This is a genomic window from Cellulomonas sp. B6 (assembly GCF_001462455.1).
In the GTDB taxonomy this organism is placed as follows: domain Bacteria; phylum Actinomycetota; class Actinomycetes; order Actinomycetales; family Cellulomonadaceae; genus Cellulomonas.
Window position 1 is genome coordinate 1 of sequence record NZ_LNTD01000082.1, and the last position, 20,133, is coordinate 20,133.

Genomic DNA, 20,133 nt, shown 5'->3' on the forward strand with positions numbered 1-20,133 from the left:
GCCGCCCACACCCACGGCGCCCAGCGGCGCACCCCCGGCGCCCGGCGCACCCGCGACCGCGCCACCCGCGCACCCCACGAGCGGCTGGGGCTCGACCCCGCGCGGCCTGCGCGTCTGGGGGGCGCTCGCGGCGGTCGTCACCGCGTTGACCGGGCTGTTCGGGGTGCTGGCCGTGTCCTCGCAGTCGCTCGCGGTGGACGACGCGCGCGACGCCGCGGCGCAGCTCGTCGGCCTGCAGGACGCGCGCAACCAGCTGGTCGCCGCGGACGCCGCCGCGACGACCGCGTTCCTCGTCGGCGGTCTCGAGCCGGTCGAGCTGCGCACGCGGTACGACGCGGCCGTCGACGCGGGTGCGCAGGCGCTGACCTCGCTCGCCGCGACGGGCCCCGACGGCGCCGACGGCCTGGCCGCGGTGAGCGCGGACCTCACGCGGTACACCGGGCTGGTCGAGCAGGCGCGCGCGAACAACCGGCAGGGCTTCCCGGTCGCGTCGGCGTACCTCGAGGAGGCGTCGGCAGTGCTCCGCGACGACGTCGTGCCCGCGCTCGACGCGCTCGTCGCCGCCGAGCAGCAGCAGGTCGACGACGAGATCGGCACGGCCCGGTTCGCGGCGCCGATGCTCGTGGCGGTCGCCGTGCTGGCGCTCGTCGTGCTGGCGCTCGTGCAGGTGTGGGTCGCGCGTCGCACGCGCCGCACGTTCAACGTCGGGCTCGTCGCGGCGACCGTCGCCGTCGTGCTGGTCGGCGCGGTCGGCGGCGCCGTCCTCGGCGGCGCCGGCGCGCGGGCCTCCCAGGTGCGGGACGACGCGTACCGGGCGACCGTGCAGACGTCGCAGGCGTTCGCGCTGGTCAACGACGCCCGCTCGCAGGAGGCGTTCACGCTGATCCGCCGCGGCTCGGGCGCGTCGTACGAGGAGACGTTCCGCGCGAACGTCGCGGACGCGCGCACCGCGCTCGAGCGCGACGGCGTGCGGCTGGACCGCTCGCTCGTCGACCGGCTCGACGCGTGGGTCGCGGCGCACGACGAGGTCCGGCAGCGCGACGACGGCGGCGACTGGGATGGCGCGGTCGCGCTCGTCACGAGCGACGACCCGGGCGCACCGCCCGCGCTGTTCGACGAGCTGTCGGGCGCGCTGACGTCCGCGGTCGACGCGGGCGGCCGGCAGGTGGCCGACGGGCTGCGGCCCGCGGGCGCGTGGCTCGGCTGGGCCCTCGTGGCCCTGGGCGGCGCGGGCGCGGTGCTCGCGTGGACCGGGCTGCGGCCCCGACGGGAGGAGTACCGGTGAGCGCACGCACGACGCAGCACGCCGTCCCCACGGCCCCCCGCCGACGACCCAGCCTCGCCCGTGCCGCCGCGGTCGTCGCGGTGCTCGCGGCCGCGCTCGCCGGCTGCACGCCCACGACCAGCGTGACGGTGTCCGCGTCCGGCACGGCGTCCGCGCCGCCGCCCGCGTCGCCCGCACCGCAGGCCGTGACGTGCGACGACGCGACCACGTCCTACGCCCCGGGCGACGGCTCGGTCCCGGACGGGTCGACCATGGCCGCGATCCGCGACCGCGGCTACCTCCTGGTCGGCGTGTCCGCGGACACGCTGCGCATGGGCGCCCGCAACCCGTTCACCGGCACGATCGAGGGCTTCGACGTCGACGTCGCGCGGCAGGTGGCCGCGGCGCTGCTGGGCGACCCCGACGCCGTGCGGTTCCGCGTCATCACCGCGGGTGACCGCATCGGCGTGCTCGAGGACCACGAGGTCGACCTCGTGGCGCGCGCGTTCACCATGAACTGCGACCGCTGGCAGCAGATCGCATTCTCGGCGGAGTACCTGCAGGCCGGGCAGAAGGTGCTCGTCAGCACCGAGTCCGACGCGACGGGCATGGCGGACCTCACCGGGCAGCGCGTGTGCGCACCCGAGGGCACGACGACGCTCGACCGGCTGGCCGACTACGACGTCGAGGCCGTCGGGGCTCGCACGCACTCGGCGTGCCTCGCGCTGTTCCAGCAGGGCAGGGTCGACGCGATCACGGGCGACGACACGGTGCTCGCGGGGTTCGTCGCGCAGGACCCGTACGCCAAGGTCGTCGGCGACGCGTTCAGCGCCGAGCCGTACGGCCTGGGCGTCGCCGCCGACCAGGTCGACCTCGTGCGGTACGTCAACGGCGTGCTCGACGCGATGAAGGCCGACGGCCGCTGGGCCGCGCTGTACGAGCGGTGGCTCGGCGAGGCGCTCGGGCCCGCGCCGGCGCCGCCCGCGTCCGTCTACGGGCGCTCGTGAGCGTGATGGCCGGGGACGTCGTCGCGCCGGTCGCGCCCGGACGCCTGGGCGAGGCGATCCCGGCGCGCGACCTCATGACGTACCTCGACGGGCTGCTCACGTGGCTCGACGACCGCCGCGCGCGCCTCGACGCGCTCGACGCCGCGGCGCAGGCGACGGCCGACGCGCAGCGGTACACGCCCGACGTGGTGCTCGCGCTCACGGTGTGGCAGTCGGTGCGCACGCGCGCCGACGAGCTGCTGGCCGTGTGGGACTCGGGGCGCGTGACCGAGGTCGAGCGCGAACGCCTGTCGCAGCTCGTGTGGGGGCGCGTCGACACGCGTGCGGGCGCCGCGCCGGTGTCGCTGCCGGAGGCGCTGACGCTGTGCGACGCGATGGTGTCGGCGCTGCGCACGCGCCTCGCGTTCGACCCCGACACGGCGGACGTCGTCGCGCGGCTGCGCGGCGTGCGGGCCTCGCTCGTGCGCGCCGAGGACCTCGCGGGGACCGACACGGCGGCGCACGAGCGGGTCGCGGGCCTGCGGACGCGCGAGCAGCGGCTGTCGGAGCAGGCCGCGCGCGGCGGCGACGTCACCGGGCCGCTCGCGGAGCTCGAGACGCAGGCGGCGCACGCCGAGCGCGACCTCATGGTCGCGGTGTCGCAGCGCCGCTCGCTGGCTCGCGCGCGCGTCGACGCACACACCACCGCCGCGGCGCTCGAGGCGCGCGAGCCCGCGCTGCACGAGCTCGCCGAGCGCTGCCGCCGCGAGGTCGTCGACCCGCCGCGCAACGCCGTGCCCGACGTCTCGCGCCTGGGCCCGGTCCCCGAGGACCGCGCAGGGCTCGACGCGTACGTCGCGCGCCTCGACGCCGTGCGGCGCGCGCTCGACGCCGCGCAGGACGCGTACAGCGAGCCGCTGCGCGAGCGCGCCGAGCTGCGCTACCGCGTCGGCCAGGCCACGACGCTCGCCGCCGGCAACGGCCGCGACGCGTCCCCGACCGTGCGGGCCGCGCACGACGAGGCGCGCGCCGCGGTCGACGCGACGCCGTGCGACGTCGACCTCGCCCGCGCCCTCGTCGAGCAGTACGAGCACCTGGCCCGGCCGCTGCCGGGCGGACAGGGAGGACCCCGATGACCAGCGCCACCGCGTGCCGCGAACCCGGGTGCACCGGCAGCTACGAGGACGGCTGGTGCGACGTGTGCGGCTCGCCCGCGCCCGCGGGCGCCGCGTCGACGAGCACCGGCACGACCACGCCCCCGCCCGCGGCCGTCCCCGCTTCCCCCGCCGGGGCGACCGGTCGCACCGCGGCCGCGCGCACGCCCTCGGCCATGCTCGGCACGGGCATCGCGGGCGGCGTCCCCACGCCCGGTGCGGGCGGCGGCGACCCGGACGCCGAGCGCTCGACCCGCACGGGCCGCACCAGCTCGACGCGCCTCGCGTCGGCCGCGCTCGGCTCGGCGCGCACCGCGGCGACCGGCTCGCGCACGACGCGTCGGCTCGGCACGACCTCGACCCGCCTGCGGCGCGCGCGCCTCGGCGCGGGGCTGACGAGCGTGCCGCCCGCCCCCGTGGCCGACCCGCTGCAGGCGGTGATGGCGGACCCGCAGGTGCCCGAGCGCAAGCGGTTCTGCGCGTCGTGCGGCGAGCCCGTGGGCCGCGGCCGCGAGGGCGTGCCCGCGCGCACGCAGGGCTTCTGCCCGAAGTGCGGCGCGCGTTTCGACTTCGACCCGCGGCTGACGCCCGGCACGCTCGTCGGCGGGCAGTACGAGGTCGTCGGGTGCCTCGCGCACGGCGGCATGGGGTGGATCTACCTCGCGCGCGACCGCAACGTGTCGGGCCGGTGGGTCGTGCTCAAGGGCCTGCTCAACACGGGCGACGAGGACGCCGTGGCCGCGGCCATCGCCGAGCGGCAGTTCCTCGCGCGCGTCGAGCACCCGCTGATCGTCGAGATCTACAACTTCGTCGAGCACGACGGCGACGGGTACACCGTCATGGAGTACGTCGGCGGGCGGTCGCTCAAGCAGCTGCTCACCGACCGGCGGGACGCCGCGGGCACGGTCGACCCGCTGCCGGTCGACCAGGCGCTCGCGTTCGTCCTCGAGGTGCTGCCCGCGTTCGGGTACCTGCACGACGTGGGGCTGCTGTACTGCGACTTCAAGCCCGACAACGTCATCCAGGCGGGCGACGCGCTCAAGCTCATCGACCTCGGCGGCGTGCGCCGCGTCGACGACGACGAGTCCGCGATCTACGGCACGGTCGGCTACCAGGCGCCCGAGGTGGCGCAGGACGGCCCGTCGGTCGCGTCCGACGTCTACACGATCGGCCGCACGCTCGCGACGCTCGTGCTCGACTTCCGCGGCAACACCACGACGTACGTCGCGGCGCTGCCGCCCGTCGAGCAGACGCCCGTGTTCCAGCGGTACGACTCGTTCTACCGGCTGCTCGCCAAGGCGTGCGCACCGGACCCGTCGGACCGGTTCGGCACGGTCGACGAGATGCGCGCGCAGGTGCTCGGCGTGCTGCGCGAGGTCGTCGCCGCCGACCGCGGCGCGGGCGACCCGCCGCTGACCAGCGCGGCGTCGGTGCTGTTCGAGCCGCCCACGACGGACCAGGTCGAGCGGCCGCTCGCGTGGCACGAGCTGCCCGCGCTCAAGGTCGACCCCGACGACCCGATGGCCGGGTGGCTCGCGGGCGTCAACGTGGCGGACCCCGAGCAGCGGCTCGTCGCGCTCGCGTCGGCGCCCGACGAGAGCGTCGAGGTGCGGCTGCTGCGCGCCACGACCGCGATCGAGGCCGGGCGGCCCGAGGTCGCGGCGTCCGCGGTCGACGCGATCCTCGCGGACGACCCGTGGGAGTGGCGCGCGGTGTGGACGCAGGGCCTCGCGCAGCTCGCGGCGGGCGACGCGGTCGCGGCCCGCGCGTCGTTCAACGCGGTGTACGGGCAGGTGCCGGGCGAGCTCGCACCCAAGCTCGCGCTCGCGGCGGCGTGCGAGCTGTCCGACGAGCCGTTCGTCGCCGAGCAGCTCTACGCGACGTGCGCGTACGCGGACGCGAACTACACGGCACCGGCGGCGTTCGGGCTCGCGCGCCTGCGCCGCGCCGCGGACGACGTGGACGGCGCGCTCGCCGCGCTCGACCTCGTGACGCCGACGCGCTCGTCGTACCCGCAGGCGCGGCTGCTGCGCGCGCGGGTGCTCGCGCGCTCGCGCCAGGACCTGCGCGCGCTGTCGGCGGCGCTCGACTCGGTGCGCTCGGTCACGCTCGCGCCGGCCGACCGCGCGGCGCTGCGCGTCGACGTGCTGAGCACCGCGCTCGAGCTCGTCACGACCGGGCGCACGACGCGCGGCGCGACGTTCGACGGCGCCGAGGCCACCGAGCCGCACCTGCGCACGGCGCTCGAGGGCGCGTACCGCGAGCAGGCCGCGCTCACCGCGGACCGGGCGGAGCGCGTCGCGCTCGTGGACCGCGCGAACCGGGTGCGGCGGTGGACGGCGTGGTGACGGCCGGGGCTCCCGACGCCGCCGCGTGCCCGGCGTGCGGCGAGGCCGCGGGCCCGGGGGCACGGTTCTGCGAGGCGTGCGGCGCGGTCCTCGCGCCCGCGAGCGGGAGCACGACGCCCGACGGGACGGCCGCGCCGTCGACGGGCCCGGCGGACGCAGCCGCCGGCGTCGCCAGGCCCGCCATCCCTGCCACCCCGGGCGAGCAGGGCGACCCGGGCGACCTGGGCGACCTGGGCGACCCGGACGACCCGGACGCGACCGCGGCCGGCGCCGCGGCGCCGCAGGGAGCACGCGACGGCGCCCCCGACGCGGCGGACGCCGAGCCCGCCCCGTGCCCCGCGTGCGGCGGCGAGATCGCCCCCGACGGGTACTGCCTCGAGTGCGGCGCCCGCGCACCGCGCGAGCGCGACCACGTCGAGCGGCGTGCGTCCGAGCACGTCGGCGGCGTGAGCGACGTCGGCGTGCGACGCCGCCGCAACGAGGACGCGCTCGCGCTCGGCACGGCGGGCGACGTCGCGGTGCTCGTGGTGTGCGACGGCGTCGCGTCCGCGCCCGACTCCGACCGGGCGAGCCGCGCGGCGGCGCAGGCCGCGCGCGACCTGCTCGTCGGCGGCGTCGGCGCGGTCGACCCGCCGGTCGAGGACGCCGCGGCGTGGTCCCGGCTGCTCGTCGCGGCGGGGCACGCGGCGGACGTCGCGGTGCGCGCCGCGGTCGACGACGCCGCGTCCCGCGAGGACCCGCCGTCGTGCACGTTCGCCGCCGCGCTGGTCGGGCCGACGCTCGTCGTGGCCGGGTGGCTGGGCGACTCGCGCGTGTACTGGCTGCCCGACGCGGGCCCGGCCGAGCAGCTCACGGAGGACGACTCCCTCGCGGCCGAGCTCGTGGCCGGCGGCATGACGCGCGAGCAGGCCGAGCGCTCGCGCGACGCGCACGCGATCACGCGCTGGCTCGGCGCGGACGCCGAGGACGCGACGGCCCGCACCGTCGCGACCCGGCCCGCCGGGCCCGGCTGGGTGCTCGCGTGCTCCGACGGCCTGTGGAACTACGGGTCGGCGCCCGACGTGGTCGCCGGCCTGGTCCGCGACGCCGTGGGCCGGCTCGGGGCGGACCCCGTGGCCGTCGCGCGCGACCTCGTCGGCTGGGCCAACGCCCGCGGCGGGCACGACAACGTGACCGTCGCGCTCGCGCGCGTCACCGGCTCCGCGGGCACCGACGTCGCGCCCGGCACGACCGCCGAGGACGACCCGGGCACGGTCCCCACCGTGCGCCGTCGGCCGGCCGGTAGCCTCGCGGGAGGACCCCGCACCGTCGACCCGCCGACCGCCTGACGAGCCGCCGACCCGTCCTGCCCGCGTCACCACCCCGAGGAGCCAGCACCGTGGCCACGTTCCGCGCCGAGGTCTTCCAGAACGAGTTCCTGCCCGACGGCGGCACGGACGTGCACGCGATCGTCACCGTCACCGCCGAGGGCGTGGGCGGGGCGGTCACCGCCGACGGCGGCGTCGCCGAGATCGTCATGATCGACACGTCGGGCTCCATGACGGGCCCGACCCTCGAGGCCGCGAAGCACGCCGCGCAGGTCGCGCTCGACCACATCCCCGACGGCACGTGGTTCGCGATCGTCAGCGGCAGCCACGTGGCGCAGCGCGTCTTCCCGTACCCGAACGCGCGCGTCGCGATCGTGCAGATGGAGCCCGGCGCCCGCGCCGAGGCCAAGCGCGCCGTCGCGGCGCTCAAGGCGACCGGAGGCACGGCCATGAGCACGTGGCTGCGGCTCGCGGACCAGATCTTCGCGACCCAGCCCGCCGCGACGCAGCGGCACGCGATCCTGCTGACCGACGGCAAGAACGAGTCCGAGCCGCGCGAGCAGCTCACGGCCGCGATCCGCGGCGTGACGGGCCGGTTCCAGTGCGACGCGCGCGGCGTGGGCGAGCGCTGGCAGGTCGACGAGCTGCGCGAGATCTCCACCGCGCTGCTCGGCACGGTCGAGCTCATCGCCGACCCCGCCGACATCGCCGACGACTTCCGGGCGCTGCTCGCGGCGTCGCTCGCGCGCGGCGTGGCCGACGCTCAGCTGCGGGTGTGGACGCCGCAGGGCGGGCAGGTGCTGTTCGTGCGCCAGGTCGCCCCGACGGTCGAGGACCTCACGGCCCGGCGCACCGACGTCACGCCGCTGGTCGGCGCGTACCCCACGGGGGCGTGGGCGGACGAGTCCCGCGACTACCACGTGGCGGTGCGCGTGCCGTCGCGGACCGTCGGCAACGAGCAGCTCGCGGCGCGCGTGCAGATCGCGGTCGGCGACGAGGTGCTCGCGTCCGGCCTGGTCAAGGCCGCGTGGTCGGACGACGCGTCGCTCACCGCGCGCATCAGCCCCGAGGTCGCGCACTACACCGGCCAGGCCGAGCTGGCCGACGCGATCCAGGAGGGCCTGGCCGCGAAGGCCGCGGGCGACGAGGCGACCGCGACCGTGAAGCTGGGCCGCGCGGTCCAGCTCGCGGCCGAGACCGGCAACGAGGAGGCCACGAGCAAGCTGCGCCGCGTGGTCGAGATCGACGACGAGGAGCACGGCACCGTGAGGCTCAGGCGGGGCGCGTCGCGCCTGGACGAGATGGCCCTGGACACCGCCTCGACGAAGACCACCCGGGTGCGGCGGTGAGCGCCGTGACCTGCCCGCAGGGGCACGCGAGCCAGGCCACCGACTACTGCGACGTGTGCGGCACGCCGATCGCGTCGACGGCCCCCGCGGCGCCGTCCCCGGCCCGGGCCGCGGCGAGCCCGTCGACGTGCCCGCACTGCGGGTCGCCCGCGGCGTCGGGTGCGCTGTTCTGCGAGAACTGCGGCTACGACTTCACGACCGGCGCGACGCCCGTGGCCCCGGCGGCGACGTCGTCGCTGGACCTCGGCGCACCGGCCCCCACGCCCGCGGCCGGCACCGGGACCGGCCCGACCCCGCTGACCCCGCCGCCCGGCGTCACGCCGCCGGCCGCTCCCCCGGCCGCACCCGGCGCGGCCGGTGCGGACCCGTCACCGGCGTCCGCACCGTCGGCACCGCCCGCGCCGACCGAGCCCGCGGGGACGACCGGTGCGCAGCAGCCCGCACCCGTCGACCCGCCGCTCGCCCCGCCGACCCCGGGCGACGACGCGTGGGTCGCCGAGCTGTGGGTCGACCCCGACTGGTACGCCGCGCAGCAGGCCGAGGACCCCATGCCCTCGGTCGGGCTGCCCGTGCTCGTGCCGCTGCGCGAGCGCAGCGTGCTCGTGGGGCGCCCCTCGGCGTCGCGCAGCATCCGGCCGCAGGTCGACGCGGGCGCCGACTCGGGCGTCTCGCGGCGGCACTGCCAGCTCAACACCGACGGCCAGCGCTGGTGGGTCGAGGACCTGCAGTCGTCGAACGGCACGTACGTCGCGCGCGTCGGCGAGCCGCTCCCCGAGGTGCCCATCCCCGCAGGTCAGCGCCATGAGCTGCAGGACGGCGACCGGCTGTACCTCGGGTCGTGGACCCGTCTGGTCGTACGGCGCGCACTCCCGGGCGAGGCCTGAGACGCCGGTTGGCCCGGTACGTCCGGCCCGTCACCGGCCGTCCGGGGGAACCTGCCGCGCCCGCCTCGCGCGGGGCGGCGCGACAGGTGACGATCGGTCCCACAGCGAGCCGTGACGTACGCCACGCACGGGTCGTCGTGACCGACCTCCGGGGGGATGTCGCATGGCCGCCGCACGCACCACCGCACGCCCGCCCGCCGGGACCGCCGACGGCGCGCCCGCCCGCTCGACCCGCGACCACCTGCGGCGCGCGGCGGCGGCCGTCGTGCTCACCGCGCTGCCGCTCGCGGGCCTGTCCCTCGCGTTCGCGCAGGACGTCGCCACCGCGACGCCGCCCCCGCCGCCCGTGACCAGCGCGATGTGGGTCTGGGACAACCCGGTGGACCGCGCGGTCGACCCCCGGGGCACGGGCTACGCACCCGCCGAGCCCGCGCAGCTCGCGGCGTTCGTGCGCGAGCACGGCCTCACGACCGTGCACCTGTCGGCACCGTGGGCGTCCGACGAGGGCCCCGTCGCACCGTGGCTCACGGCCGCGGTCGACGCCGTGCGCGCCGAGGGCGCGTCGGTCGGCGTGCTGGGCGGCGACCCGCCGTGGCTCGACCAGCCGCAGCTCGCGGTGCAGTGGATGCGCGCGGCGACGCACGACCGCGCGGTGACGCACGTGCAGCTCAACGTCGAGCCGTGGACGCTGCCGGCGTGGGGCACCGACCGCGCCGGGTCCGTGACGCGCTGGCTCGCGCTGCTCGACACGGTGCGGGCCGAGCTGCCGCCGGGCGTGGGCCTGGGCGTCGACGTGCCGTACTGGCTCGCGTGGGAGCCGTGGGGCGACGGGTCGGTGGCGGACGCCGCGATGGCGCGCGCCGACCGCGTCGACGTCGTCGCGTTCGTCGACCACGCGCAGGGCGACGACGGGATCCTCGCGCTGTCGGCCGACGCCGTGGCCGCGGCCGTGCGCGCGGGGCTGCCGTTCACGGTGGGCGTCGAGACGGACACGCCGGCCGTCGCGGGCGGTGCGCAGTGGACGTTCGGCGACGACGGCGCGCAGGCGCTCGATCGCGAGACGACGCTCGCCGCGCAGGCGCTGCGGGGCACGCCCGGCTTCGAGGGCATCGCGGTGCAGCACTACCGCACGTGGCGCGGGCTGCTGGGCCTGGCCTGAGCGGCGCGCACCCCGGCCGGGTGAGCACCGCGCGCGCGACGTAGGGTCGCGGCATGCCCCGCACCGTCGCGACCGTCACCCCCGTCGACCTCACCACGCTGCTCGACTTCGTCCGTCCCCGGCACCGCATGCTGCTGGTGACGACCCGCGGCGACGGGCGCCCGCAGGTCTCCCCCGTGAGCGGCGGCGTCGACGACGCCGGGCGGCTCGTCGTCTCGACGTACCCGGGCCGCGCCAAGACCCGCAACGCCGAGCGCGACCCCCGCGTGTCGGTGTGCGTGCTCTCGGACGAGTGGGACGGCCCGTGGGTGCAGGTCGACGGCAGCGCGGAGGTGCTGCACATGCCGGAGGCGGAGGACGCGCTGGTCGACTACTACCGGTGCATCGCGGGCGAGCACCCCGACTGGGACGAGTACCGCGCCGCGATGCGCCTGCAGGGCAAGAGCCTGCTGCGGATCACGCCCGAGCGGTGGGGGCCGCTGGCGACCGGCGGGTTCCCGGCGGACGTCGCGTCCCGGCTCGACGCGGCCGACTGACCCTCGGACCGACCCGACCCGACTCGGACCGACCCGGGCCGACGGCGCGGGCGGACGCGGCGACCCTCAGCGGATCACGAGCGCGACCGCCACGACGACCGCCGGCCACCCGACGAGCCACGCCCACCACACCGCACGCGGCAGCGCGCCGGACCGCGCGTCGAGCGCGGCGGCCGCGGCGGCGACGCCGAGCACCAGGCCGATGAGGCCCGTGAACGACCCGAACGTCGCACCGACCCACACGTCGTACGCGGGGACGTGCGCGGGCAGCAGCAGCGCGACCTGCGCGACGCTCTCCTCGGTGGACGCGCCCCGCGTGCCGAGGGTCGCGAGCGCCAGGACGACGTGGAGGGCGGCCAGCGGTGCGAGCGCCACGGCGGCACGGGGCACCGCCCACGACGGCCGCGGCCCGGTCGCGGGCCGGTCCGACGCGCGCCGCGCCACGAGCAGCGTCGCGAGCCAGGGCAGCAGCGCACCCCACGCGACGGCCCAGAACGCGAGCGACCGGGCGTGCGTCCCGTCGCCGGCGACCCGCCCCACGACCCCCGGCACGGCGCCCCCGAGGTGCGTGAGCCCTGCCCACGCGAGCGCGACGCCGACCAGCGCGAGCAGCACCGCCCCGACGCCCCTCGGCGTCGTCGCGGGGTGCGCGTCGTCGGACGCGGCGACGACCGCGACGGCGCCCGAGGTCGGCGGGACGGCGGGCGGCGCGGAGGGCTGCTCGGGCACGGGGAGGAACCTACCCAGATCACCCACCCGGGGGACACCCCCGCGGCCGTTCCGGTGCCTCCCGTGCGGCCCCCGGTGGACCCGCCGGTGGGCGTGCGCGGCTCGTCGCTAGGGTCGAGTGCCTGGTCGCACGTGGGGAGGGGCGCGGCATGACGCAGGACGCAGGGCTCGACGACGTGGCCGCACGCCTGGTCGCGCTGCGCGCGCAGGCGGGGTCGCCGTCGTACGCCGCGATCGCGGCGCGCGTCGGGCAGGTGCGGGCCGCGCGCGGCGAACCCGGCGCGGCCCCCGCGCGCAGCACCGTGTACGACTGCTTCCGGCCCGGGCGCGCCCGGGTCGACGTCGCGCTGGTCCGCGACGTGCTCGCCGCGCTGGGGCTGGGCGCCGAGGAGACGTCCGCGTGGCTCGCCGCGGCCGGCCTGGCCGGTGCACCGGCCCGCTGGACCGAGGCCGCGCACGGCGAGGGGCTCGCGGTCGGCGGACCGGCGCTCCTGGTGGGGCGGGCGCGCGAGCGCGAGCTCGCGCGGCGCGCGGTCGTCGAGCGCGACGTGCGGGTCGTGCTGGTCGAGGGCATGGCGGGTGTCGGCAAGTCGACGCTCGCGCGCGCCGTCGCGCACGACCTGGTGACGGCCGGGGTCGCGGAGCGCGCGCTGCACCTCGACGTGCACGGGTCCTCGCCGTCCCGCCGGCCGGCCGGGCCGATGGCGGTCGTCGCCGCCGTCGCACGGCACCTCGACGTGCGGCTGCCCGCGGCCGCCGACGTCACCGCGGCGCGCGACGCGCTCGCGGGGCACGTCGCCGGACGGCCCGTGCTCCTCGTGCTCGACGACGTACCCGCGGCCGAGCACGTGACCGTGCTCGCCCAGGTCCCGGGGATGCGCGTGGTCGTGACGTCGCGGCACCGGCTGCGCCTGCCCGGGACGGTGCCGCACGAGCGCGTGACGGTGCGACCGCTCGCCGCGGACGCCGCGCACGACCTGCTGCGGGCCGTCGTCGGGCCCGAGCGCGTCGACGCGGAACCGGCCGCGGCGGGGCGGCTCGTCGACGCGCTGGGCGGCCTGCCGCTCGCGCTCGAGCTCACGGCCCGGCACGTCGCCGCGACGCCCGCGTGGTCGCTGGCCGACCACGCCGACCGCGTCGCGGAGCGGCTCGGCACGGCGCGTGTCGAGGAGGCCGTGCGCGCCGCGTTCCACCTGAGCTACGTCGACCTCGAGCCACGAACCGCGCGGACCCTGCGCCTGCTGGCCGCTCAGCCGTGCCGCACGCTGTCGGTGCGCGAGGTCGCGGTGCTCACGGGCGCGACCACCGGCGGCGCCGAGCGGGACGTCGCACGCCTCGAGGCCGTGCACCTGGCGCAGCGCGACGCGGACGGCGTCGCGCTGCACGACCTCGTGCGGGCCTACGCGGCGGGCGTCGGCGCCGACGAGGACCCGCCGTCGGAGCGCGTCGAGGCGCTCGCGCGCCTGCGCGAGCTGTGGGTGCAGCGCGCGTGGGCCGTGCACCACGCGCTCGGCGGCGAGCGCGTGCGCCTCACGAGCCGCACGCGCACCGGCTGGGCCGAGGTGGACGCGCAGCAGGCCCGTGCGTGGCTCGACCGGCTCACGGCCGACGTGCTGCTGCTCGTCGACCCCGCGACCCGGCCGGACGCCGAGCAGGTCGTCGAGCTGTCGGAGGCGCTCGCGTGGGCGTTCAACCAGTACTCGCGGTGGGACACCGCGCGCCTCCTGCACGACCGCGCGCGGGACGTCGCCCGCGCGGCGGGCGACGAGATCGGCGTGCTGCGCGCGACGCTCGCGCTCGGGCGGCTCAGCGTGTGGCGGGCCGAGTGGGACGAGGCGACGGCGCTGCTCACGGCCGCGCGGCGCGGGTTCGAGCGGCACGGCGTGCGCGCGCAGGTCGAGGACTGCACGCAGGCGCTCGCGATCGCCGCGGCGCAGACCGGGCGGTACGACGAGGCGGCGGCGCTGCTGCGCGAGCTGCTCGACGGGCTCGTGGCCGGCGGGCGGGTCCGCGACGCCGGGCGTGCGCGCGACAACCTGGCGATCGTGCTGCGCCGCCTCGGCCGGCTCGACGAGGCCGCGGCCGAGCACCGTCGCGCCGCCGCCGAGAGCGCGTCGACGGGCGACCGTGAGGGTCAGGGCAACGCGCTGGTCAACCTGTCGGACGTGCTGCTCGCGCTCGGGCACGCGGCCGACGGCCTGGCGACCGCGCGCGAGGCGCTGGCGATCGGCCGCGCGTGCGGCGACGACCGGGTCGTCGCGTACGCCCTGACCAACCTGGGCATCGCGCTCGACGCGACGGGTGACCACGCCGCGGCGGCCGACCACCACCGGCAGGCGCTGGCGCAGGGCCGCCGCATCGGCGACCCGCACCTCGAGGCGTCCGTCCTCAACAACCTCGCCGACACGCACCGCGCGCTCGGCCGCGAGGACCTCGCGGCCGCGGGCTACCGGACGGCCGCCGACCTGGCCGCCGAGCTGCAGCACCCGCACGAGGCCGCGCGTGCGGCCGCCGGGCTCGCGGCGCTGGGCCTGCCGGCCGGGCCCGCGCACGACGTCTCGCTCGCGGCGGACCCGGCCTGAACGTCGGCCCCCGGCTCAGTCGACGACCGCGGTGAGGTCGCGGCCGGTGAGGTAGGAGATCATCCGTGCCGTCACGAAGCCCGAGGCGTACTGGTTCACTGCGCTGAACCGCTCGGAGTCGGTGCCGTTGCGCATGACCCCGGCCGCCTCGTAGGACCCGACGCCGAGCACGGGGTCGACGTCGGCGGCCCGCAGCGCATCGACCTCGGCACCGAGCTGCTGCCGGCCCAGGTCGAGGGCGCGGTTGAGCGCCGCCTGCCACCGCACGCCCGTGATCTCGAAGCCCGGCCCCAGGTCGGCGTTGTTGTAGTACTTGTCGATGAGGCCCGCGTTGCGCACGTAGTTCGTGACCCCGTAGGCCAGGGCCGCGTAGTCGGCGTTCGGCTTGCCCTCGCCGATGTAGTCGGTGATCACCGGCAGCAGGTTGCGCTCGAGGGTCGCGTACGCGACCGCCATGTCGGCGCCGGCCAGCCGCGCGAGCACGTCCTCCTCGCTCAGCCCGTGCTGCTGCGCGAGCGGCGCGACGACGATCTCGCGGAACGCCGTGTGGTTGGCGTCGGCGCCGCGGCGGAAGAAGTCGCCGACCGCGCCGAGGTCGACGTCCTCGTGCACGGGCGTGCCCGGGTTGTCGCGGCCGAGCTCGAACGTGGCCTGCGTCGACGTCAGCATCGCCTCACTGAGCCGCGCGTACAGCAGCGGCCCGGACAGGTCGGTGAACAGCTGCTCGAGCGACGCGTAGCCGCCCGCGTCGGACCGCGCCTTGATCGCCGCGATCATCTGGTTGGCGAACACCATGAGCGAGTACGCGTCGAACGTGCCCGCGTACCCCTGCACGAGGCCCTCGACGTCCGCGACGGTGCGCGGCGAGTACGTCGAGAGCTGGTCGAGGAACGACGTCACGCGCGCGCTCGTCGGGCCCAGGTCGAGCGCGTCGCGGAACAGCAGCTCGAGACCCGGCAGACCCTGCGTGAACAGCGGGTTCATCCACTCGCCGGCGCCGACGAGCGTCTCGACGAGCATCGCGGCCTGCTGCGCCTCGAGGAACGCCCCGGCCTGCTGCCCCTGCTGCGCGAGGTCCCGCGCGTCGACCGACGCGGTCGCGGCCGCGTCGAGCAGGCCGGACGACGCGAGCGTCGTGCGGATCTCCGCGGGCAGCGCCTCGAACCGGCGGAACGCGGTGTCGTAGCGCGCGAGCGTCGCCTCGACCTGCGCCGAGACCTTGTCGTACGACTGGTTCGACAGCCGCGGGTCGCCGCCCAGGCGCGGCGCCTCGAGCGGTTCACCCGTGAGGTGCCCGTACGCCTCGTAGACGTCGCCGACCTCGATGACCTCGACGCCCTCGCGCTCGCCCAGCCGGACGACGTCGACGACCTCGCCGGCCTGGTTCGGCGAGTTGCGCTGCCCCAGCGGCACGAGGACGGTCGTGAAGCCCTCGTCGGCCGCGGCCTGCACCTTCTCGGGGATGCCGCCGACCGGCCCGATCGTGCCGGTCGGGTTGATCGTGCCCGTCATCGTGACGTCGTCGAGGAACGTGTCGCCGCGCTGCAGCGCGATGAGCCCGGCCGTCGTCAGGGCGCCCGCGCTCGGGCCGTCGACGCGTCCGCTCGTCTCGAACCGGAACTCACCGCTCAGCGGCAGCCCCAGCAGCAGCGTCGACACGATGGCCGCGTTCCACGCACCGGCCTGCGCGGCGGGTCCGATGCCGCCGACCTCGTTCTCGGAGAACTCGACGCGGAAGTCGCCGTCGTCGTGCGGTCGGCGCGTCAGCTCGGTCTCGCCGACCGACCCCTCGCCCGACGAGGTGTAGGCGAGCCAGCGGATCGTCAACGAGCCGGGCCCGGGATCGGGCGTCGCCGCGTCGGTGATGGTCGTGTCCGTGTCCGGCTCGTCGGCCGCCGTGCAGCCGGCGGCGAGCAGCGCCAGCACCGCCGCCGCGCCCGCCACGCGCGTGATGCGTCCCATGGGTCCTCCCGGTCTCCGGCGCGCGCGGGGTCGCGCGTCGTCCGCGGGGGCGGCGGGCACACCGCTCGCCCCCGCGGCGATGCTCGCCGGGGCACGGACCGGGGCGCACCCGACCGGGGCAGGTCCGGACGATCCCGGACAACCTCGACGGGCGTCCGGCCGTCACCGGGTGGGAGCCGTCACCGGGTCGGAGCCGTCACCGGGTGCGAGCGGTCACCAGCCGCGCAGCTGCGGGGAGGGCCCGGGGAACGCCGCGAACGTCGCGCGCTCCTCGTCGGTGAACGGACGCGGCGTGTGCGTCGCGCGGTCGAGCTGCACCATGCGCGAGCGCGCCCGCAGCGCGACGCGCGCGTCGGGCCCGTCGCCGTCGAGCACCTCGTACGCGAAGTCGACCGACGAGCCGCCGAGCCGCGGCACCCACACCTCGACGACGACCGGCGCGAGCCGGAACCGGATCGGCGCGACGTAGTCGATCTCGTGCTTGACGACGACCAGCAGCGACGCCGTCATCGCGCCGGCCTCGTCGACGCCCATGCGCGGGAACAGCGTGAACCGCGCATCGTCGAGGTACCGCAGGAACGCCGCGTTGTTGACGTGCCCGAACAGGTCGACGTCCGACCACCGCACCTGCATGACGACGCGTCCGCGCGCACCGTCCCCGGCCTCGGGCCGTCCGCTCACGTCCACCCCCTCACGCTACCCACCCGCGGGTCGCGCGCCCGTCAGGCGGGGGCGGCCGCCGACGTCAGGGCGTCGAGGGTCGCGACGACGGCGGGGACGCGCAGCAGGTCGCGCGTCGTGACCGCGTCGACCCGGCGTGCCGACGTCCCGTCGACGGGGCGCAGGACGACACCCGGCACGCCCGCGGCGGTCGCGCGCACGAGTCCCGGCAGCACGGCGACGCCGAGCCCGGCCGCGACCAGGCCCAGGACCGCCGGGTAGTCGTCCGTCGCGTACGCGACGCGCGGCTCGAACCCGGCCGCCCGCCCGGACGTCAGCAGGTGCCGCCGGCAGCGCGGGCACCCCGCGATCCACGTGTCGGCGGCGAGGTCGCCGAGCGCGAGACCGTCGGCGGTCGCGGCCGGGTGGTCGGCCGGGAGGGCGACGAGCGTCGGGTCGGTGAGCAGCCGGCGGTGCACGAGGCGCGGGTCTGGGGCCGCCGTCGCCACGTCGTCCGTCGGGCGCTCGACATCGTCCGTGCCGCGTGCCGACCGGGCCAGGTCGTCGTAGGCGAACGTGAGCACCACGTCGGCCTCGCCCGCGGCGAGCAGCGCGACGGACTCGGGCGGCTCGGCCTCGACGAGCGTGACCGACAGCCCCGGGTGGCGCACGCGCAGGTCCGCGAGCGCGCGCGGCACGAGCGTCGCGCACGCGGACGGGAACGCGACGAGCCGCACGACGCCCGCGCGCAGCCCGGTGAGCGCGGCGACCTCGGCCGATGCGGCGTGCAGCGCGGCGGACACGGTCGCACCGTGGCGGGCCAGCACCCGCCCCGCCTCCGTGAGCCGTACGGACCGCCCGCTGCGGTCGAGCACCGCGGTGCCGAGGCGGCGCTCGAGACGGCGCAGGTGCTGCGACACCGCGGGTTGGCTGACGCCGAGCGCGGCGGCCGCGGCCGTGAGCGTGCCGTGCTCGGCGACGGCCTGCACCATGCGCAGCGCGCCGACGTCGAGCGCGTGCGCGGGGAACGTCCCGGGGACGTCGGCGACCGGGGGCGGCTCGACGCCGGCGGTGGCGACGACCGGCGCGGGCGTGCCGGCCGTCCGGGCGTCCCGGCCGCCCGAGGGCGCCGGGGTGCGGCCGCGCGTGCCGTGGTGGCGGGTGGGCGACATGGCCGAACCATAACTGTCGGTCATGCAGCGCCGTTGTGACTGGCCGTTGTGTGATGTCGCCGGCTCCGTGAGGGTGGGACGCATGACGACCGTCACCCCTGCCGCCCCGCGTCCGGGCACCCTGCCGCTGGCCGACCTGCGGGCGATGGTCCGGCGCGTCCCCGGGCACCTCGACGCCGCGACGTCGGGCCTGCCGCTCACGGCGACCGCCGACGCGCTGCGCTCGGCCCTCGACGCGTGGACCGCGGGCGAGGCGACCCCCGCCACGTACGACGTGTCGGTCGCCGCGTCACGCGCGGCGTACGCACGCGTCGCGGGCGTCGACGTCACGCGCGTCGCGATCGGCGCGCAGACGTCGCCGCTGGTCGGGCTGGTCGCGGCGGCCGTCCCGGACGGCGGGCTCGTGGTCGTCGCGGACGGGGACTTCACGTCCGTCACCTACCCGTTCCTCGCGCACGCCGACCGCGGCGTGCGCGTGCGCGCCGTCCCGGTCGAGGAGCTGGCCGACGCCGTCGCCGACGGCTGCGACGTCGTCGCGACGTCGCTCGTCCAGTCCCGCGACGGCCGGGTCGCCGACGTCGCGGCCGTCCGCGCGGCCGCCGCGCACGTGGGCGCGCTGAGCCTGGTCGACGTCACGCAGGCCGCGGGCTGGCTGCCCCTGACGCCCGCACCGGACGGCCACGCGGACGTGACGGTCTGCTCGGCGTACAAGTGGCTGTGCGCGCCGCGCGGCACGGCGTTCGCGACGACCACGCCCGCCGCCGCGGCCCGGCTGCGCCCGCTCGCGGCCAACTGGTACGCCGGCGAGGACCCGTGGGCGTCGGTGTACGGCACCGACATGCGCCTGGCCGCCGACGGACGCCGGTTCGACACGTCGCCCGCGTGGCTGAGCTGGGTCGGCGCCGCGCCCGCCCTCGACGCGTTCGCGCGCGTCGACGTCGCCGCGGTGCACGCGCACGACGTCGGGCTCGCGGACGACCTGCGCGGCCGACTGGGGCTGGCCCCGGCCGGCTCGGCGATCGTGTCCCTGGCCGACGACGACGGCTCCGTCCGCGCACGCCTCGACGCCGCCGGCCTGCGGGTCGCGGGGCGCGGCGGCGGCGTCCGGCTCGCGTTCCACGTCTGGAACGACGCGGACGACGTCGACCGGGTGGTGGCCGCGCTCGCGCGACGCTGAGCACGGCGACGGCGCACGGACCGTGACACCGGGGACGGTTCCAGGACCTGTCACGGGTCGGCGGGGCCCAGCAGCACCCGACGCCCCTCCCGACGGCCTCGCGTCCGCCGGCACGCGCGACGCCTACGCTCGACGGCAGCCGACGACCCCCGGGAGCACCGTGCCGCACGACCAGAACGCACCGACCGTCACCGTGCTGACCGGTGCGGGCATCTCGACGTCCTCGGGCGTGCCCGACTTCCGTGGGCCGCAGGGCGTGTGGACCCGCGACCCGGGCGCGGCGGACCTGCTCGAGCTCGACCGGTACGTGCGCGACGCCTCGATCCGCGAGCGCGGCTGGCGCACCTGGGCGCAGCACCCGGTGTGGCACGCGCGGCCGACGCCCGCGCACCGCGCGCTCGTCGAGCTCGAGCGCGCGGGGGCGCTGATCGCGACGCTCACGCAGAACTTCGACGGTCTGCACCAGGCCGCGGGCGCCGACCCCGCGTCGGTCGTCGAGCTGCACGGGTCGCTCGCGACGACGTCCTGCCTGCGCTGCGGCGCGAGCGTCCCGACGCGCGACGTGCTGGCCCGGCTGGCCGACGAGCCGGACCCGACGTGCGCGGCGTGCGGCGGGGTCCTCAAGCCCGACGTCGTGTACTTCGGCGAGCTGCTGCCCGACGACGCGCTGGCCCGTGCCGTCGCAGCCGCGACCGACGCGCACACGTTCGTCGCGATCGGCACGACGCTGACGGTGCACCCCGTCGCGGGCCTGGCCCCGCTCGCGGTCGACGCGGGCGCACGCCTCGTGGTCGTCAACGCCGAGCCGACCCCGTACGACCACCTCGCCGACGAGGTCGTCCGCGCCCCCATCGACGAGGCCGT

The 20,133-nt window shown here is 77.7% G+C and carries 16 protein-coding genes; 12 read left to right on the forward strand and 4 right to left on the reverse strand.

Annotation, left to right across the window (positions count from 1 at the left end):
- The 9 genes from ATM99_RS19280 to ATM99_RS07415 form a co-directional block, all read left to right on the forward strand.
- Nucleotides 1–1,285, forward strand: a 1,285-nt coding sequence (locus tag ATM99_RS19280; protein ID WP_062102272.1) for a hypothetical protein, incomplete at its 5' end; no start/stop codon positions are given.
- A complete protein-coding gene (locus tag ATM99_RS07380) occupies nucleotides 1,282–2,271 on the forward strand; it encodes a glutamate ABC transporter substrate-binding protein (protein ID WP_082659404.1) in 990 nt (329 codons plus the stop codon). The genes ATM99_RS19280 and ATM99_RS07380, both read left to right, overlap by 4 nt.
- Nucleotides 2,272–2,276: 5 nt before the next feature.
- Nucleotides 2,277–3,386 carry a hypothetical protein gene (locus ATM99_RS07385; protein ID WP_062102273.1) on the forward strand — a complete coding sequence of 370 codons (1,110 nt, stop codon included), beginning with the start codon at nucleotides 2,277–2,279 and terminating at the stop codon, nucleotides 3,384–3,386.
- Complete coding sequence (locus tag ATM99_RS07390; protein WP_062102274.1) at nucleotides 3,383–5,752, forward strand: serine/threonine-protein kinase; 2,370 nt, start codon at nucleotides 3,383–3,385, stop codon at nucleotides 5,750–5,752. Before ATM99_RS07385 ends, ATM99_RS07390 begins: the two co-directional genes overlap by 4 nt.
- On the forward strand, nucleotides 5,737–7,080 hold the full coding sequence (locus tag ATM99_RS07395; RefSeq protein ID WP_062102275.1) for a PP2C family serine/threonine-protein phosphatase: 1,344 nt from the start codon (nucleotides 5,737–5,739) through the stop codon (nucleotides 7,078–7,080). Before ATM99_RS07390 ends, ATM99_RS07395 begins: the two co-directional genes overlap by 16 nt.
- A gap of 50 nt (nucleotides 7,081–7,130) precedes the next feature.
- Nucleotides 7,131–8,408 (forward strand): VWA domain-containing protein, encoded by a 1,278-nt coding sequence (locus tag ATM99_RS07400; protein WP_062102276.1) that lies wholly within the window; start codon nucleotides 7,131–7,133, stop codon nucleotides 8,406–8,408.
- Entirely contained in the window at nucleotides 8,405–9,292 is an 888-nt protein-coding gene (locus ATM99_RS07405) for an FHA domain-containing protein (protein WP_062102277.1), read from the forward strand. The genes ATM99_RS07400 and ATM99_RS07405 overlap by 4 nt, the downstream gene beginning before the upstream one ends.
- A gap of 163 nt (nucleotides 9,293–9,455) precedes the next feature.
- The gene (locus ATM99_RS07410) at nucleotides 9,456–10,451 is read left to right on the forward strand and encodes a hypothetical protein (RefSeq protein ID WP_223304864.1); all 996 of its coding nucleotides are present in this window, start codon (nucleotides 9,456–9,458) and stop codon (nucleotides 10,449–10,451) included.
- Between the two features lie 53 nt (nucleotides 10,452–10,504).
- Nucleotides 10,505–10,987, forward strand: a complete 483-nt coding sequence (locus tag ATM99_RS07415) for a PPOX class F420-dependent oxidoreductase (protein ID WP_062102278.1) — start codon at nucleotides 10,505–10,507, stop codon at nucleotides 10,985–10,987.
- A 66-nt stretch (nucleotides 10,988–11,053) separates the two neighbouring features.
- On the opposite strand, the gene ATM99_RS07420 is transcribed toward ATM99_RS07415, so the two are convergent.
- Nucleotides 11,054–11,716 carry a hypothetical protein gene (locus tag ATM99_RS07420; RefSeq protein WP_062102279.1) on the reverse strand — a complete coding sequence of 221 codons (663 nt, stop codon included), beginning with the start codon at nucleotides 11,714–11,716 and terminating at the stop codon, nucleotides 11,054–11,056.
- A gap of 149 nt (nucleotides 11,717–11,865) precedes the next feature.
- Here ATM99_RS07420 and ATM99_RS07425 point away from each other — a divergent pair, with 149 nt between their 5' ends.
- A complete protein-coding gene (locus ATM99_RS07425; protein WP_062102280.1) occupies nucleotides 11,866–14,298 on the forward strand; it encodes a tetratricopeptide repeat protein in 2,433 nt (810 codons plus the stop codon).
- Between the two features lie 15 nt (nucleotides 14,299–14,313).
- Here ATM99_RS07425 and ATM99_RS07430 read toward each other — a convergent pair whose 3' ends face one another.
- The 3 genes from ATM99_RS07430 to ATM99_RS07440 all read right to left on the reverse strand — a co-directional run bounded on the left by ATM99_RS07430 (nucleotide 14,314) and on the right by ATM99_RS07440 (nucleotide 18,092).
- Nucleotides 14,314–16,260 (reverse strand): S16 family serine protease, encoded by a 1,947-nt coding sequence (locus ATM99_RS07430; RefSeq protein WP_062102281.1) that lies wholly within the window; start codon nucleotides 16,258–16,260, stop codon nucleotides 14,314–14,316.
- A 213-nt stretch (nucleotides 16,261–16,473) separates the two neighbouring features.
- Complete coding sequence (locus tag ATM99_RS07435; protein WP_223304865.1) at nucleotides 16,474–16,947, reverse strand: thioesterase family protein; 474 nt, start codon at nucleotides 16,945–16,947, stop codon at nucleotides 16,474–16,476.
- Between the two features lie 35 nt (nucleotides 16,948–16,982).
- Entirely contained in the window at nucleotides 16,983–18,092 is a 1,110-nt protein-coding gene (locus ATM99_RS07440; RefSeq protein ID WP_223304867.1) for a LysR family transcriptional regulator, read from the reverse strand.
- An 82-nt stretch (nucleotides 18,093–18,174) separates the two neighbouring features.
- On the opposite strand from ATM99_RS07440, the gene ATM99_RS07445 reads away from it, so the two are divergent.
- Together ATM99_RS07445 and ATM99_RS07450 are read left to right on the forward strand one after the other, a co-directional pair.
- Nucleotides 18,175–19,269: an aminotransferase class V-fold PLP-dependent enzyme gene (locus tag ATM99_RS07445; RefSeq protein WP_062102282.1), complete on the forward strand. Its 1,095-nt coding sequence runs from the start codon at nucleotides 18,175–18,177 to the stop codon at nucleotides 19,267–19,269.
- Nucleotides 19,270–19,429: 160 nt separating this feature from the next.
- Nucleotides 19,430–20,133: Sir2 family NAD-dependent protein deacetylase (locus ATM99_RS07450; protein WP_062102283.1), on the forward strand; the 704-nt coding region annotated here is incomplete at its 3' end.

Coding starts and splice junctions, on each gene's coding strand:
- ATM99_RS07385 (WP_062102273.1), top strand. CDS start 2,277: ATGGCCGGGGACGTCGTCGCGCCGGTCGCGCCCGGACGCCTGGGCGAG.
- ATM99_RS07390 (WP_062102274.1), top strand. CDS start 3,383: ATGACCAGCGCCACCGCGTGCCGCGAACCCGGGTGCACCGGCAGCTAC.
- ATM99_RS07410 (WP_223304864.1), top strand. CDS start 9,456: ATGGCCGCCGCACGCACCACCGCACGCCCGCCCGCCGGGACCGCCGAC.
- ATM99_RS07415 (WP_062102278.1), top strand. CDS start 10,505: ATGCCCCGCACCGTCGCGACCGTCACCCCCGTCGACCTCACCACGCTG.
- ATM99_RS07425 (WP_062102280.1), top strand. CDS start 11,866: ATGACGCAGGACGCAGGGCTCGACGACGTGGCCGCACGCCTGGTCGCG.
- ATM99_RS07430 (WP_062102281.1), bottom strand. CDS start 16,260: ATGGGACGCATCACGCGCGTGGCGGGCGCGGCGGCGGTGCTGGCGCTG.
- ATM99_RS07440 (WP_223304867.1), bottom strand. CDS start 18,092: ATGTCGCCCACCCGCCACCACGGCACGCGCGGCCGCACCCCGGCGCCC.
- ATM99_RS07445 (WP_062102282.1), top strand. CDS start 18,175: ATGACGACCGTCACCCCTGCCGCCCCGCGTCCGGGCACCCTGCCGCTG.